Origin of the sequence: Paenibacillus sp. 598K (assembly GCF_003851045.1) — a bacterium.
Taxonomy (GTDB): Bacteria; Bacillota; Bacilli; order Paenibacillales; family Paenibacillaceae; genus Paenibacillus_D.
In genome coordinates this window covers 94,560-109,757 of sequence record NZ_BFBX01000043.1, presented here as the reverse complement: position 1 = coordinate 109,757, position 15,198 = coordinate 94,560, and the positions used below count along the sequence as shown (strand labels likewise).

Here is a 15,198-nt window from a genome sequence, read left to right as displayed (position 1 = left end):
GCAGTCGGAACTTCCGGTGCTCACGTAGCCTCCACTACGCTCCGCTCCTCATTTCCTCCTGCCTCCAAGCTTCTCGGTGCTGAAAACCGACCTTTTTGAACACGCACTTATAGGCAAGCTCACTGCCAAAATCCACGCACGATGAGAGGGGTACGTACTATGGTCTATCAAGCAAGCGAGTCGAGATATCGCGAGATGCTCTACAGACGGAGCGGTCGCAGCGGATTGAAGCTGCCGGCGATCTCGCTCGGCCTGTGGCATAACTTCGGCGACGAGACGTCGTTCGAGACAGGGCGGAGCATGATCCGCCACGCCTTCGATCTGGGGATTACGCACTTCGATCTGGCGAACAACTACGGTCCTCCGCCGGGCTCGGCCGAGGAGAACTTCGGGCGTATCCTGGAGCTGGATATGGCCCCGTACCGCGATGAGATCGTCATCTCCACCAAGGCCGGCTACAAGATGTGGGAGGGACCGTACAACGAGTGGGGCTCGCGCAAATACCTCGTCTCCAGCCTCGATCGCAGCCTGCAGCGGATGGGACTGGACTATGTCGATATCTTTTACCATCATCGTCCCGATCCGGATACGCCGCTCGAGGAGACGATGGGCGCGCTTGATCACGTCGTGCGTCAGGGCAAGGCGCTCTATGTCGGCATCTCCAACTACTCGGCCGAGCAGACACGCGAGGCGGCTGCCATCCTGAAGCAGCTAGGCACACCGTGTCTCATCCACCAGCCGAGCTACTCGATGATGAATCGTCGGCCGGAGGAGTCGGGACTGCTCGATACGCTGGGCGAGCTGGGGATCGGCTCGATCGTCTTCTCGCCGCTGCAGAAGGGCATCCTGACCGACCGTTACCTGAACGGTATCCCGGCCGACTCTCGAGCGGCTGGCCCGAGCGTCTTCATGAGTCCGTCCGAGCTGACGGAGGCGGTGTTGACCAAGGTCCGCAAGCTGCAGCAGCTCGCCGATGAGCGCGGTCAGAAGCTGTCCCAGATGGCGCTCGCCTGGGTACTCCGCAAGGAGACGGTCACCTCGGCCTTGATCGGCGCCAGCAAGACGAGCCAGATCGATGACGCCGTTGGCGCGCTGGCCAAGCTCGCCTTCACGGAGGAAGAGCTGTCGCGGATCGACGCGATCCTCGCTGGATAGTAGGAAGCGAGCGGAGTGATGGGTCGATGCGATCCTCGCAGGACATTAGGAATTTAGCGGAGTGATCCGCAAGGACAAAGGACCGTTGCCGGAGCTGATCCGGGACGGTCCTTTGTCACATTCTCCGATAGTGCTCCTCACGTTGTTAAAGGACGGCGAGGCCGTTTCGTCTTGTCGTCGCTGATCATTTCTTGGCACTCTTATCATCCGAACGACAGGGCAGTAACTCCGTCACAACTCTAATGCTCGCTTCCCGTTCCGGCTGCCGCTTCCCTCCACATTCCAGCCTTTGGTATACTGGTATCAATCGATCCACAATGCCAAGGGAGTGTTGCTTACGTGGCTGTTCATCCGCTAAGAGTCGTATACAAGAAACGAAACGGCATCGAGCTGGAGCTGCTCGTCGTCCGGCCGCCGGACTGGGACGCGAGTGACCGGATGCCGGCGCTCGTCTGGATCCACGGCGGCGGCTGGCGTGGCGGTCACCCGGAGATGTTCCTGCCGCATGCCGAGTACTTCTCCAGACGGGGAGCCGTCGCGATCTCCGTTGCCTACCGTCTCATCGAGCCGGAGCCAGTCATCGATGGCGAGGTGACGGTCGAGACTTGTCTGGAGGACTGCAAATCGGCGATACGCTACATCCGCGAGCATGCCGGCGAGCTCGGCATCGATCCGAGGAGAATCGCGGCGATCGGCGACTCGGCGGGCGGTCATCTGGCGACGAGCACGGCGATGGTGGCCGACTGCGACAACCCGCACGAGGATGAGAGTATCTCGTCTGCGCCCGATGCTGTCGTCAATCTGAACGGCGTCACCGATCTGACGATCTGCTTCCCCAATATTCCGATTCGTTACGACCAGGGGGCGGGGGACGAGGCGCAGCGTTACTTGAACCGGTATCAGCAGGCGCGATGCCTCTCGCCAGTCTTTCAAGTGCGTGCCGGTCTGCCGCCGATGCTGCATCTGCACGGCTTGCTCGACCGGACCGTGGAGCCGCATCAGTCGATCCGGCTGCATGAGGCGCTGCTGGCGAGCGGCAATCACTCGGAACTGGTGCTCTACCCGGACACCAAGCATGCTTTTATACTCTACGATTACACGGCTACCGACGCCGAGATCGAGCGGGCGATCCTGGATATCGACCAGTTCTTCATCCGGCTTGGCTGGCTTGACGTCGTCTATTAACCTTCGCTTGATCGCGGACAGGAGGCACATGATGCGTCAGAACAAATACGACGATCCGTCCTTCTATCAACTTTCGCCGAGAGGACTCTCACTTCTCCAAGTGGTGAGGTGAATCGGCGACTTCTCGTTTAGCCTACAAAATCTTCTTTCCTTTTCTCCTTTGTGACGGTATAATGAATAGGAACATACATTCGCTTTTTGAGTGAAAAGGGAGGTGACATCATGTCCGCGCAAAAATCCGACTATCGAACGTTTCAAGTGTGGATCAAGCCAGGGCATCCGTTATTTTCTTTCCTCGATGAAACGTGCCAACAGGCGAAGAATTTGTACAATACGGCGACCTTTTTTATCCGCCAAGTGTTTACCGCCAAGGGACAGTCGACTGCTTGCCAACCGTTGCAACGGCAAGTGATGGATACCCTCTCGGCACATCTGGGTGCGATGAATGAGCGAAGAAGCGCGAAAAACCGGGATCATCCCTTTGTGCTGCCTTCGCCGGAGCGGCCCTTCCTCTCGTATGCCTTCCTGGATGCCTTGTTCAAAGTGATGAACCAGCCCGATTACCGTGCGCTACCTGCCCAGAGCAGCCAAGGCATTCTAAAGGTTGTGTTCCAGAACTGGGCTTCCTTTTTTGCCAGCATGAAGGCGTACCGTCAACGTCCAGAGCGATTCACGGGCAGGCCGAAGATGCCGGGCTATGCTCGAAGCAAGGGGAAGGAAGTGGTGTTCTCGAATCAAGACTGCATCATCAAAGAAGGAAAGTATCTTAAACTCCCCCGAACTAAACGGCGACTGAACATCGGCAAGCTGGGCGGTACGAACGGCAAGCTCAGGCAGGTGCGTGTGGTTCCTCGTCATGGGCAGTATGTGGTTGAACTGATCTTCGCTCGCCCTCTGAACGAGCCGAAACCGGTAGCGGACGCCGCTTCATCTGCAGGTTGCATGGCGATTGATTTGGGCGTGAACAATCTCGCAACCCTCGTCACGACAACCGGCGCGCAGCCGATGCTCGTGAAGGGCGGGATCGTCAAAGCGATCAATCAATACTACAACAAAATGAAAGCGCACTACTTGAGTATTCTTCGGCAGGGGAAGAACCCGCGAGAAGGCCCGCATACGTCCAAACGATTGGAACGGTTGCACCTGCAGCGTTATCGCCGAATAAAAGACCTGTTTCACAAGGTCAGTCATCACCTGGTCCGGTTGGCCGTACAGGCGGGAATAAGCACCCTCGTGATCGGTCATAACCCAGGCTGGAAGCAAGGTACCGCCATGGGACGGCGAAACAATCAATCGTTCTGTCACCTCCCGCACGGGCTGCTCATTGGGATGATCCGGTATAAGGCGGCCGAGCAAGGGATCACGGTGATCCTGACCGAAGAAGCATATACCTCCAAAGCAAGCTTCCTGGATCACGATCCGTTACCGTGCTTTGATAAAGCGGTGACGACGTGTACCTTCTCCGGCAAGCGAATCCACCGTGGGCTGTATGTGAGCCCGCTCGGGAGGATTCATGCGGATGTGAATGGAGCAGCCAACATTCTGCGCAAAGTATTCCCAAACGTACGTGCCAAACGTAGGGATGGGATAGAGGAGTTGGACGGTAACCAGTCCGTCAACGTGTCAACTCCACAGGTGTTAAGCATCCTGAGAACATCAGGTTGAGACATCTGAAACCCCCACTTCAGCCAGCGTTAGCATTGGCAAGTGGTGGGAGTATTCATACGAAATACAGTCAGATGGGTCGGTCTCAACAAGGACTGGCCGGGGCTGGCGAGTGGCATGTGCTGAGGCGGATGCTGCCGGAGCTGGCAGGGAAGCGGGTGCTGGACCTGGGCTGCGGTTACGGCTGGCACTGTCGTTATGCAAGAGAGCAGGGCGCGCGCGCCGTCGTCGGCATCGATCTCTCGGAGCGGATGCTGGAGAGGGCACGCGAGCTGACGACGGATGAGGGGATCGACTATCGGCAGATGGCGATCGAGGACATCGACTTCGCAGCGAGCAGCTTCGATGTGGTGATCAGCTCGCTGGCCATCCATTATGTGGAGCGATTCGATCAGCTCTGCCGACGCGTCCGCGAGACGCTCACGCCGGGCGGCAGCTTCGTCCTCTCGGTCGAGCATCCGATCTTCACTGCGCGGGCTGAGCAAGACTGGCACTACGATGACGCCGGTCGGCGGCTGCACTGGCCGGTCGACGATTACCAGCAGGAGGGGCTGCGGCAGACGCGCTTCCTCGGCGAGGAGGTGACCAAGGTGCACCGGACGTTGTCCACGTACCTAGGCACCCTGCTGGCATCGGGGTTCGCGCTCCAGCAGGTAGCGGAGCCGGAGCCTGCGCCCGAGCTGGCGGATGCGCCAGGCTACGAGGACGAGCTGCGTCGTCCGATGTTCCTCATCCTGGCTGCAGTCGCGATCTAGCGACGTTCGACATGTCACGGACCAATGAGCAGATGTCCCGCTCCTGGTCGTGGTTGTTGTCTAGCAGGATGAGTCGAGTCCTCATCAGCCCTGCGACAGCACCCTTCGCTTGATCGCCCGCTTGTCGAGCTTGCCTGCGGGGGTGCGGTCGAGAGCGGCCACGAGCTCGAGGCGCGTCGGGAGCTTGTACGAGGCCAGATAGGGAGCGCAGAAGCGGCTCAGCTCCTCCAGCTCAAGCTGCGCATGCTCGCGAAGCGCGACGACGGCGACGACCTGCTCGCTGTCATCCGGCAAGGATGCTCCGACGACGGCCGCCTCCTGCACGGCAGGATGCATAGCCAGCACCGCCTCCACCTGGGCGCAATATACATTCGAGCCGCCCACGAGGAGGAAGTCTTTTTTGCGATCGTACACATACAAGTAACCCTCTTCATCCATCGTCCCCAGATCCCCGGTGTACAGCCAGCCCTCGCGCAACGCTTTGCGCGTCTCCTCCGGATTGTTCCAGTAGCCTAGCATGACTTGAGCGCTTTTGCATATGATTTCGCCGACCTCGCCAGGCCGCACTGGCTTGCCTGCTTCATCGACGATTTGCACCTCAAAAGGCGTCTGGCCCCATTGGTCCAGATGCGACGGATGGCCGACCGATGACAAGCGATGCCGCTTGCCCTCTGCAAAGCACTGGTCGACGGACAAGAAGCTGATGAACTGGCCGCTCTCGGTCTGGGAATAGACGAAGGTTAGTCGGGCATGGGGGAGAACCGCTCGCGCTTTGTTGTACGTGGCTTCGCTGATCGGCATGCCGCCGCAAGAGATACTCTCAATCGACCGCAGCTGCCGGATGCGCTCCTCGTCCAGATGGACGAGATCGTGCAGCAGGAGGCCGACGGTGCCGAGCAGCTTCAACTGCTCGCGCTCGATGATGTCTGCGACTTCCTCGGCCCGCAGCGGGTATGAGCTTGCGTAAATGAGGCATCCGCCCTCATACAAGGTCGTCCATAGGATGAATTGTCCGGTCAGGTGAGCCTGGTTCGGGACGAGCGCTTTTTTGGCCGGGTAGTGTCCGCCGCCGCGCGAGGGGCTCATGAACGCCCACAGGCTAATGGCGCGATGCGAATGCATGACGCCCTTGGAGCGTCCGGTCGTACCCCCGGTGTAGATGATGATCGCCAGATCGTCGGGATCGGCGGTGTGCCAGTCTGTCAGCTCGGGCGAGGCGGCGATGAATTGCTCAAGCGAAGGGCCGTCTGTCCGCGTTGAACAGCTGATAAGGCAAGGGACGGTGAGCGTGGATGCGATGGATCGCAGCCTGGGCTCGCCTGTATCGTAGATGACGGCGTACGGAGCGGCATCGTCGAGGATGAGCGTCAGCTCGAGCGGCGCCAGCTCGGGGAAGATCGCGACGGGCACGGCCCCGACCGCGATTGCAGCGCATTCGGCGATCGCCAGGAGCGGGCTGGGATGACCGAGCAGCGCGACGCGATCGCCAGGCTGCAGCCCGAGGACGCGATAGCTATAGGCGACACGGTTGACGGCACGGCACAGCTGCTCGTAGGTGAGACTGTCGTCGCCGCGCTTCATGGCGACACGCTGCGGCTGCAGCTTGGCCACGTGGGGCAGGATAGGAGAGAGCAACATAGGGTCAACTCCTTCGCGAGGTTATATCCATCTATTCGCATATTCTTTATATGCTATAACACATGTCACTTCATTGTAGCCTTATCTCTTGCAGACCTCCAATAACAATTCCTTATGACAAGGCGGGACTTGAGCTTATTTATCCAGCCATTCCCCGCGCGTATCGTTTGCCACTCCCCGCTATCGGTTTTATAATGGAGGAACTTGCGCTGCACGAATGGTTAAGCGCTTACGAGAAGGGGAAGGATGCGTGTGCTCAGGAGAAGTCTGCTCATCAAGATGATTTTGTTCGGTTGTATACTCAGTGTGCTGCCCGTCGCCATCGTCGGGTCTTTCTCATATGTCCGATCTGCCAAGCAGGTACAGGAGCATGTCCAGCAGGGCGAGGTGGAGCTGCTGCGACAGATCAACGCCAACGTCGAGCAGGTGCTTAAGACGGTCGATCATACGCTGGGCAAGCTCGCCGACACCCAGGTGATGGACGATGCGCTCTACAGCGAGCTGGGGCCGTACCAGTTCCAGCTGTACAACAAGCTGCGCGGCGAGATCTTGCATCTGCAGTCGTTCGACACCAAGGTCGAGGAGGTCATCCTCGTCAATGCGCGTCAGGGCTGGATGGTCCGCAACTCCGGCATCAAGCGGCTCGCCGAGCATCCCGACCGGGAGCAATATCTGTCATATCTGGAGCTGGAGCATCCGGTCTCCTGGGTCCTATTGCAGAAATCCAGCTTCGCCGACACGCTTTCCAGCCGCAGCTGTCCGTACATGGTCAGCCTTGTCCGCAAGCTGCCGACGATCCCAGCGGACAAGTACGGGCTGGCGATGGCCAACATCCCCGCTTGCAGCCTCGCCGAGATGATCTCGGGCGGGGAGGAGCCGGGCGAGGTGCTCGTCGTCGACAAGAGCGGGCAGATCGTCGCGCATCCCGACAAGACGCGGATCGGCAGCCGCCTGTTCGCGCATGAGGTGCTCGGCGAGCGCGAGCTGACCTTCGACGAGTCGTCGGGGCAGCAGCAGATCGAGCATGACGGCCGGGGCTATACGCTCACCTACTACAAGTCCGGCTTCAACGACTGGGTCTATCTGTCGCTTGTCTCCATCGAGCAGCTGACGCGCGAGTCGCGCCAGATCGGCTGGCTCACCCTGATGGTCTGCCTGGGCATCATCGGCCTGTCGATCGTCAGCGTCGGCCTGGTCAGCCGCAATCTGTATACGCCGCTGCACCGGCTCGTCCAGACGATCCAGCGTCTGCCGCAGACGCGGGCCGAGCGGCCGCGCAGCGAGGTACAGCTCATCGAGGAGCATATCCGCCAGCTGTTCCAGTCCAACTCGCAGCTGCAGCATGAGGTGCAGGACCATGCCGAGCAGGTCAGCAGCCTCTTCCTGCACCGGCTGTTCAGCGGCGAGCTGCGGCAGACCGAGATCGGCGAGAAGCTGGCGTACTTCGGCTTCGCCGAGCAAGTCGCTGCCTGGAGGACCATGCGGGTGCTGGCGATCCAGGTCGACACGCTCGGCAATACCGGATACGAGCCCAAGGATATGGAACTGCTCGTATATGCGACACGCAACATTACCGAGGAAGTAATCGCGCCGGAGCAACGTCTGCCCGCCGTCCTGCTCGGCCGCTCGCTTGTCGTCCTGACCGGACTGCAGGCCGAGGACGAGCGGGAGGCGGAGGAGGCGCTGCATGAGATGACGAGCCGACTCCAGCGGCTGGTGAGCGATTATCTGAAGCTGACGGTCAGCATCGGCATCAGCTTGCCGCTGCGCGAGGTGCATCAGGCAGCGCGCGCCTATCGCGAGGCCCAGGAGGCGCTCAAGCATCGGATCCGGCTCGGCAAGGGCGTCATCATCCCGTATAGCAGCCTGGGTGCGGGCAAGCCATCGATGCTCTACGAATACCCGGTACGCACCGAGCATGAGCTGATCGACGCGATCAAGAGCGCCGACGAGCCGGAGGCGCTCAGAGGGCTGGAGCGCTGGATGGAGGAGGCGCTGCCGCCTGCCCGCGCACCTGAGGAATACCAGATCTCGCTCGTCCGCTTGCTCAATCGGCTGCTCATCACCGGCCACGAGGCCGGCGTCACGCTGCGCGCGCCAGGCGCTGGCCAGCCAGCGCTCTACGAAGAACTGCTGGCGCTCCATGTGAGCGAGGAGATCGCCGAGTGGCTCCGCTCGATGCTCGTCCTGCCGCTGCTCCGCCACTTCGGCGAGCGTAGCCGCTCGCAGGATCACAAGCTGTCGGAGCGGATTATCGATCTAATCCAGCATCATTACGATGCCGAGTTTACGCTCGAGGATTGTGCGGCGAGACTTCATTATAATGCCAGCTACCTGAGCAGCGTCTTCAAAAAAGAGACCGGCTATGCCTTCAGCGACTATCTGGCGAGCTACCGGCTGCAGATGGCCAAGCAATGGCTTACCGAGACGGAGATGACGGTCAAGGAGATTGCCGAGCGGCTGCGCTACACCAATTCGCATAACTTCATTCGCGCCTTCCGCAAGCAGGAGGGCATGACGCCGGGCCAATATCGCAGCCAATACTCGTCATGGCAGGGATAATCATTTCATGGGAAAGCCGCGCGGGGCAAGGGTTCCAGCCAAATGAGTATGGCCGATACGGCGCTGCCCGGGCTATGATGAGGCCGCAAGACATTACCGAATCGAAGGAGTTGGGGGCAAGTGAAGCGTACCTGGACGATCGGTGTGCTGGCGGCGGCGATGCTGCTTGGCGCATGCAGCAATGGCGGGGGCGGCACGACAGGCACGACTGGAGGGAGTGGCGGCAGTCCTGCAGAGACCGGAGGAGAGACGAAGACGCCGGCCAAGATCAGTATGATGACGCCGCTCCATGTGGCGGAGATACCCGATGCGCGCATCGAGGAGATGATTGAGGAGAAGCTGGGTGTCGATCTGGACATCCAATGGATTCCCGCCTCGACATTCCCGGATCGGATGAACGCCGCCTTCGCGACTGGCTCGCTGACCGACGTCGTTAATATTTCGATGACCGGAGCCAACCGCGAGGCGATCCGCGACGGGCAATTTTGGGAGATCGAGCCTTACCTGGGCGACTACCCGAATCTGCAGAAGCTGAACGCCGATGTGCTGAACAATACCCGGATCGACGGCAAGCTGTATGCGTTGTATCAGGGACGGCCGCTGTCGAGGCAAGGACTCATCTACCGTAAGGACTGGGCGGATAAGCTGGGACTGTCGGCGCCGACGACGATGGATGAGCTGTTCGAGATGATGAAGCAATTTTCCGAGAACGATCCGGACGGCAACGGCGAGCGCGATACGTTCGGCCTGGCGGACCGCGGCGACCTCGGCTCCGGCGCCTTCAAGACCGTCGCCTCCTGGAACGGCGTCCCTAACGAATGGGGCGAGCTCGACGGACAGCTGGCTCCGGCATTTATGTTCCCCGCTTATGTGGAGACGATGAACTTCTTCCGCGATCTGCGCGAGCAGGGCTATATCAACACCGACTTCCCGGTGACGAGCAAGACCGATCAGCAGAATCTGATGATCAACGGCAAGGCGGGCGTCTATATCGGCTGTATGTGCGACGTTCAGTCGATCCATTCGTCGGCAGCGCAGCTTAATCCCGATGTCGTGTTCGACGTGCATAACCAGGTGAAGGGGCCGAGCGGGGAGTTTACCGTATTCTCCGGGCCGGGCTTCAACCACCCGTACCTCTTCCCCAAATCATCGATCAAGACCGAGGAGCATCTGAAGGACGTCTTGGCGCTGATGGATGGCATGATGGCCCCCGAGATCGCCAACCTGCTGTTTTGGGGCATCGAGGGCGAGCATTACAATGTCGTCGATGGGCGGGCAGTGCCGATCAATGATCAGGGCAAGCTCGACCGCGAGGTGAAGCCTTACAATTCTATCGAGCTGGGCGATGCGGCGACGAGCGGACGGCTGGACGGTACCTACGAATATGCGCCGATGCAGAAGGCCGTCGAGCTGTTCGCGGACAATGCCAACTATGTCGTGTCCGATCCGACGCTGACGCTGGACTCGCCGACCTTCACGCAGCAAAAGGATCGTCTGGCCCAGATCATCAATGACGCCACGTACAACTATATGCTCGGCGAGCTGGACGAAGCAGGCTTCAACCAGGCGATCGAGCGTTGGAAGTCAGAGGGCGGCGCGGACGTGATCGCCGAGTTCAATGCGGCGAACCAGACGGCCGGTTAATCGGTGAATACCCGACAACAACGGGAGGAGCGGCCTGGATGCGGGATAGCGGCATCCGGGACTGCGTCCTGCCGATGGGAGGCGATACGATGCACAAGCGGGAGATAACCGGCCGGGCAGGCGTGCTGCGCACGCTGCAACGCCACAAGTGGATCTATCTGATGATCGCGCCGGGGCTGCTGTATATTCTCATCTACAAGTATATTCCGATGTATGGATTGATCATTTCCTTCAAAAACTACAAGCCGTATCAGGGCATCATGGGGAGCGAATGGGTCGGACTGGCGCACTTCGAGCGGCTGTTCAGCTCGCCGGACTTTGCGATGATCCTGACGAACACGCTGGTGCTGTTCACCTTGCAACTAGTCGTCTTCTTCCCGATCCCGATCATCCTGGCGCTCATGCTCAACGAGCTGCGCTCAAGCGGCCTCAAGCGGACGATCCAGACGCTCATCTACCTGCCGCACTTCATGTCCTGGGTCATCGTCGTCTCGATCAGCTTCGTTATCCTGACAGTAGACGGCGGTGTGGTGAATGGTCTGCTGGAGAGCATGGGGCTGCAGAAGATCAACTTCTTGCTCAAGTCGGATTGGTTCCGCCCGATCTACATCCTGCAGATCATCTGGCGCGAGGCGGGCTGGGGCACGATCATCTTCCTAGCAGCGATCGCCTCCGTCGATCCTCAGCTATACGAGGCGGCCAAGATGGACGGCGCTGGCAGACTGCGCCAGATGTGGAGCATCACGCTGCCTTCGATCAAGTCGGTCATCGTCGTCCTGCTCATCCTGAAGATCGGCGATGTGCTGGAGCTGGGCTTCGAGCATGTGTATCTGCTGCTCAACTCGGCCAATCGGCAGGTTGCGGAGATCTTCGATACGTATGTGTATGTTGCAGGCTTGCAGCAGGGGCAATTCAGCTATTCGACTGCGGTCGGTTTCTTCAAGGGACTGGTCGGACTTGTCCTGGTCGTCGGCGCCAACTGGCTGGCCAAACGCTACGGAGAGGAAGGCGTGTATTAATGATGCGGAGTGTTAGCGGTAAAGGAGGGAGAAGCGATGGTCGGCGATAAAACGATCGGCAGCCGCGTTTTTGGCCTCATCAACGGCTTGGCGCTGGTGGCCTTCGCGCTCATTACGGTGTTGCCGTTTATCCATGTATTCAGCAGCTCGTTTGCGACCTCGGCGGAGATTGCGTCCAAGCGGTTCCTGCTGTTCCCGACGACCTTTACGCTTGATGCGTATCGGTACATCTTCTCGACGGATGCGGTGCTGCGGGCGATGGGGGTGTCGATAGGCATCACGGCAGCAGGCACGCTCTGGAGTATGCTGATCTCGGTGCTCACCGCTTACGGATTATCTCGCAAGCTGTTGCCCGGCCGTCAGACGATCATGTTCCTGTTCGTGTTCACGATGCTGTTCAACGGCGGCATGATCCCGACCTTCCTGGTCGTCAAAGAGACAGGGCTGCTGAATTCGCTGCTCGCGCTCATCATCCCTGCCTCGATTAATGTGTTTAATATGATCATTCTGAAGACGTTCTTCCAGGGGCTGCCGGACGGTCTCGAGGAATCCGCCAAGATCGACGGGTGCAACGATGTCGGCATCCTGTTCCGCATCGTCATCCCGTGCTCGATGCCGGCGATCGCCACGATCTCGCTGTTCTACGCAGTCACCTACTGGAACACGTACATGCATGCAATCATGTATCTCAATGACGCCTCCAAATGGCCGGTGCAGGTGCTGCTGCGGCAGATCATCGTACTCGCCAGCGGACTTAACTACGACAATGCCGTCTACACGGACGTGCCGCCGCCGGCCCAATCGGTGAAGATGGCGGTCATCGTCGTCGCGACGATTCCGGTACTGATGGTCTATCCGTTCCTGCAAAAGCACTTCGCCAAAGGGGCGTTGCTCGGTTCGATCAAATCCTAGATCGCGGCGAGCCTGTCGCAGCGAGTGCGACTCGCAAGCGATGTCGCAAGGCGCTGTACGCGCAAGCGATGTATCCTAAATGCGCTATACGCCGACGCTGACTGGCGTCAGGACGTCGTTGCGCTCGACGGAGACGACGTGCAGATCGATTTCCTCGACCTTTTTGAGCAGCTCGTTGACGATCGAGCCTTGCATAATTTCCTGCCACCGCGTCTGGCCGCATTGGCCGATGATCAATTGGGTGATGCCGTGATCCTTCGCGGTCTTGGCGATCAAGTCGGGTATCTTAAGATGGTCGGGCTGCTTCACCAGCAGCGTCGCCCCTTGCTCCGAGCACTTCGCCTGCCAGGAGGCGATGCGAGGCTGCAGCTCGATATCGGACTTGCCCGATGGGATGACCGCCAAGACGTAGAGCGGAGACTCCAGGACTTCTGCGAGTTGGCCGCCGCGTTCAATCAGCTTTTCCCCGTTCGGTCCACAAGAGATGCATACCATCAGTTTTTCGTCGTTTGTCATTTTCATTGGCTCCTTTTAGATTGTCTGACCTTAGTTGAGATACGTGATGATTTTCATTTGGTTTCATCATAAAAAACCCTGAGAGCAGAGAATTCTGCTCCCAGGGTTCGTTGAATAACGCACAGGGAGTGCTTCTCTCTCAATAACGCTTACGAGGTTAGCTGTCGGATTCGGGTTTGAGAGTACCCGTCCTTTGTTCTTAAGGATTCACCCCTGAAGCCCGTACGCGGCTTCGTTTGGTTCCCCCGTTCCCTGAGATCATCAGGGATTCAGCGTGCAAACTATGCAATTGGAAAACATCTTACTCTTGGCATCTTACTCCTGTTTGCACACATTGTAAAACTCATTTTTAGTGATTTAAAGTTAAAATTCGCTCATTCCAGACGATGTAAGCGCATTAATCGATTCAAGCCGCAGGCGTAAGGCCAAAAATCTGCGCCAAGCTCACTATCTATAACATAGCCTTTTTTCGGTGTCTGTAATCAGGTTGGAAACAAAAAAATGCAGCCCATCCCGCTCGGAAAAGAGCAAGATAAGCCGCATGAAGCCGATCTGTCGCTATTGCAAACGAAAGCCCTGAGCGGTCAGCACCTCATACAGATCGGGCCGCAGACGCTCGGGCCGAAGCCTGGCCGTCAGCTCGCCGGACCAGTTGGTCTGCTTGCCCCCGCCCGTACGGGAGGCATAATACTGGACCAAGGTCTCGTCATAGGCGCGGATGCCCTCCGCTTGTTCGCGCGCGCTGTAACACTCCGAGTGATAGATGGCGCTGCGGGGCAGCCGCGGACGGGGCGTCGGCGCTTGATCCGGCTCGCCGAGGCACATGCCGAATACAGGGTATACCAGCTGTGGCAGCTGCAGCAGCTCAATGACGCGTCGCAGATCGTTGCGTATGCCGCCGATGAATACGGTACCCAGTCCAAGCGCCTCCGCCGCAACAGCCGCATTCTGCGCAGCCAGCGCTGCGTCGACCGTGGCGACGAGGAACGTCTCGACGTTCTGCGGGATCTCCAGCGCATCGTCCTCCTGGTGCAACTGAACGGCTGTCTGCGCGCGATGCAGATCCGCGCACCAGACGAGGAACAAGGGGCACTCCTCCACATGTCGCTGATTGCCGGCCAGCTCCGCCAGCTGCCGCTTCGTCGACGCGTCGCGGATGCCGATAACGCTGTAAGCTTGCAGATTGGAGGAGGTAGAGGCGGACTGGGCGCTGGCGATGATCTGCGCCACTTGCTCCTCTGTGATTGCCGTGGATTTGAACTGCCGGATCGAACGATGGGCTTGCAGATGCCGGATGATGTCGCTCATCTGTGCTCCTCCTTGGGTGGAATAGACTGCTTAATGAGTCCTCTGTCTTAGTCCTCTGTCTGGAGTGCCTTAAGGGCCAGCTCTTTCAGGACGAGGTCGTCGATCGGCGGGTTGTGGACACCCGCCCGGATATCTCTGAAGATCCGCTCGAGCGGATGGGCGCGGAACAGACTGGAGCCGCCGACTACCCGCATCGCACGGTCGGCGATCTGGAGCGCACCGTTGACAGCCATGTACTTGGCTAGCGCAAAGTCAGGCTTCAGCAAGCCGCGTTGCTCGGGCTCTTCGTCCCATCTGCGCGCCATCGTGTACAGATAGGTGCGGATCGAGAGCAGCTCCGCCTCATTCAGACCGAGCTGCTGCTGGATGAGCGGCAGCTCGCCGATCGGCGTGCCCAGACTGTCAGGGCGGTAAGAGCGGGCAAACGCCACGGCGTAGTCCCGCGCCGCTGCCGCCAACCCGGTGTAGCAGGCGGCGATGAACATGAGATAGCCGATGCCGTCGTTGGGTCGCTGGCGTTTTTGTCCGTCCGGCGTGATGGCGATCAGCGCCGACTGAGGCACGAAGACTTGATCGAGCAGCAGATCATGGCTTCCGGTGGAGCGCATCCCCAGCGTATCCCAGGTTTCCTCCATCCCGACACCTGCCGAGCGCTCGACGTAGAACTCGCCTGTCGCCGCCTCGCCCTCGATCGCGGCGCTGACGCTGAAATAATTAATGACCGGGAGCAGGGTACTGTAGGTTTTGCGTCCGCTCAGCAACCAGCCGCCCGCAGTCGGTACAGCTGTTGTTCGCGGCTTGACGCCGCGGCTCGGGCTGCCGATCCCCGGCTCGCTGAC

12 protein-coding genes and 1 riboswitch are annotated in these 15,198 nt (G+C 59.4%); of the genes, 8 read left to right on the top strand and 4 right to left on the bottom strand.

What is annotated here, in order from left to right; genetic code table 11:
- Positions 1-159: 159 nt before the first annotated feature.
- The 4 genes from mgrA to PA598K_RS14715 all read left to right on the top strand — a co-directional run bounded on the left by mgrA (position 160) and on the right by PA598K_RS14715 (position 4,760).
- Positions 160-1,155 (top strand): L-glyceraldehyde 3-phosphate reductase, encoded by a 996-nt coding sequence (mgrA, locus tag PA598K_RS14730; RefSeq protein WP_128657701.1) that lies wholly within the window; start codon positions 160-162, stop codon positions 1,153-1,155.
- Positions 1,156-1,494: 339 nt separating this feature from the next.
- Positions 1,495-2,340 carry an alpha/beta hydrolase gene (locus tag PA598K_RS14725; protein WP_128657700.1) on the top strand — a complete coding sequence of 282 codons (846 nt, stop codon included), beginning with the start codon at positions 1,495-1,497 and terminating at the stop codon, positions 2,338-2,340.
- A gap of 222 nt (positions 2,341-2,562) precedes the next feature.
- Entirely contained in the window at positions 2,563-4,005 is a 1,443-nt protein-coding gene (locus tag PA598K_RS14720) for an RNA-guided endonuclease InsQ/TnpB family protein (RefSeq protein WP_128657699.1), read from the top strand.
- A 74-nt stretch (positions 4,006-4,079) separates the two neighbouring features.
- A complete protein-coding gene (locus tag PA598K_RS14715) occupies positions 4,080-4,760 on the top strand; it encodes a class I SAM-dependent methyltransferase (RefSeq protein ID WP_128657698.1) in 681 nt (226 codons plus the stop codon).
- Between the two features lie 84 nt (positions 4,761-4,844).
- On the opposite strand, the gene PA598K_RS14710 is transcribed toward PA598K_RS14715, so the two are convergent.
- A complete protein-coding gene (locus PA598K_RS14710) occupies positions 4,845-6,398 on the bottom strand; it encodes a class I adenylate-forming enzyme family protein (RefSeq protein ID WP_128657697.1) in 1,554 nt (517 codons plus the stop codon).
- Between the two features lie 252 nt (positions 6,399-6,650).
- Here PA598K_RS14710 and PA598K_RS14705 point away from each other — a divergent pair, with 252 nt between their 5' ends.
- From PA598K_RS14705 to PA598K_RS14690, 4 genes are all read left to right on the top strand, one after another.
- Positions 6,651-8,960 (top strand): helix-turn-helix domain-containing protein, encoded by a 2,310-nt coding sequence (locus PA598K_RS14705; protein WP_185601978.1) that lies wholly within the window; start codon positions 6,651-6,653, stop codon positions 8,958-8,960.
- Between the two features lie 159 nt (positions 8,961-9,119).
- Positions 9,120-10,604: an extracellular solute-binding protein gene (locus PA598K_RS14700; protein WP_128657705.1), complete on the top strand. Its 1,485-nt coding sequence runs from the start codon at positions 9,120-9,122 to the stop codon at positions 10,602-10,604.
- 89 nt (positions 10,605-10,693) lie between these two features.
- Complete coding sequence (locus PA598K_RS14695) at positions 10,694-11,623, top strand: ABC transporter permease (RefSeq protein ID WP_305779873.1); 930 nt, start codon at positions 10,694-10,696, stop codon at positions 11,621-11,623.
- Positions 11,624-11,659: 36 nt separating this feature from the next.
- Positions 11,660-12,535 carry a carbohydrate ABC transporter permease gene (locus PA598K_RS14690; protein ID WP_128657695.1) on the top strand — a complete coding sequence of 292 codons (876 nt, stop codon included), beginning with the start codon at positions 11,660-11,662 and terminating at the stop codon, positions 12,533-12,535.
- Positions 12,536-12,619: 84 nt separating this feature from the next.
- Here the strand turns inward: PA598K_RS14690 and PA598K_RS14685 are convergent, their stop codons facing one another.
- From PA598K_RS14685 to PA598K_RS14675, 3 genes are all read right to left on the bottom strand, one after another.
- The gene (locus PA598K_RS14685; RefSeq protein WP_128657694.1) at positions 12,620-13,051 is read right to left on the bottom strand and encodes a hypothetical protein; all 432 of its coding nucleotides are present in this window, start codon (positions 13,049-13,051) and stop codon (positions 12,620-12,622) included.
- 131 nt (positions 13,052-13,182) lie between these two features.
- A riboswitch (cyclic di-AMP (ydaO/yuaA leader) is annotated at positions 13,183-13,336 on the bottom strand.
- Positions 13,337-13,609: 273 nt separating this feature from the next.
- The gene (gene nfsA / locus PA598K_RS14680; protein ID WP_128657693.1) at positions 13,610-14,359 is read right to left on the bottom strand and encodes an oxygen-insensitive NADPH nitroreductase; all 750 of its coding nucleotides are present in this window, start codon (positions 14,357-14,359) and stop codon (positions 13,610-13,612) included.
- Between the two features lie 47 nt (positions 14,360-14,406).
- On the bottom strand, positions 14,407-15,198 hold a 792-nt coding region (locus tag PA598K_RS14675), incomplete at its 5' end, for an acyl-CoA dehydrogenase (protein ID WP_148091940.1).

Coding starts and splice junctions, on each gene's coding strand:
- PA598K_RS14685 (WP_128657694.1), bottom strand. CDS start 13,051: ATGACAAACGACGAAAAACTGATGGTATGCATCTCTTGTGGACCGAAC.
- mgrA (WP_128657701.1), top strand. CDS start 160: ATGGTCTATCAAGCAAGCGAGTCGAGATATCGCGAGATGCTCTACAGA.
- PA598K_RS14710 (WP_128657697.1), bottom strand. CDS start 6,398: ATGTTGCTCTCTCCTATCCTGCCCCACGTGGCCAAGCTGCAGCCGCAG.
- PA598K_RS14715 (WP_128657698.1), top strand. CDS start 4,080: ATGGGTCGGTCTCAACAAGGACTGGCCGGGGCTGGCGAGTGGCATGTG.
- PA598K_RS14695 (WP_305779873.1), top strand. CDS start 10,694: ATGCACAAGCGGGAGATAACCGGCCGGGCAGGCGTGCTGCGCACGCTG.
- PA598K_RS14700 (WP_128657705.1), top strand. CDS start 9,120: ATGCTGCTTGGCGCATGCAGCAATGGCGGGGGCGGCACGACAGGCACG.
- nfsA (WP_128657693.1), bottom strand. CDS start 14,359: ATGAGCGACATCATCCGGCATCTGCAAGCCCATCGTTCGATCCGGCAG.
- PA598K_RS14720 (WP_128657699.1), top strand. CDS start 2,563: ATGTCCGCGCAAAAATCCGACTATCGAACGTTTCAAGTGTGGATCAAG.
- PA598K_RS14690 (WP_128657695.1), top strand. CDS start 11,660: ATGGTCGGCGATAAAACGATCGGCAGCCGCGTTTTTGGCCTCATCAAC.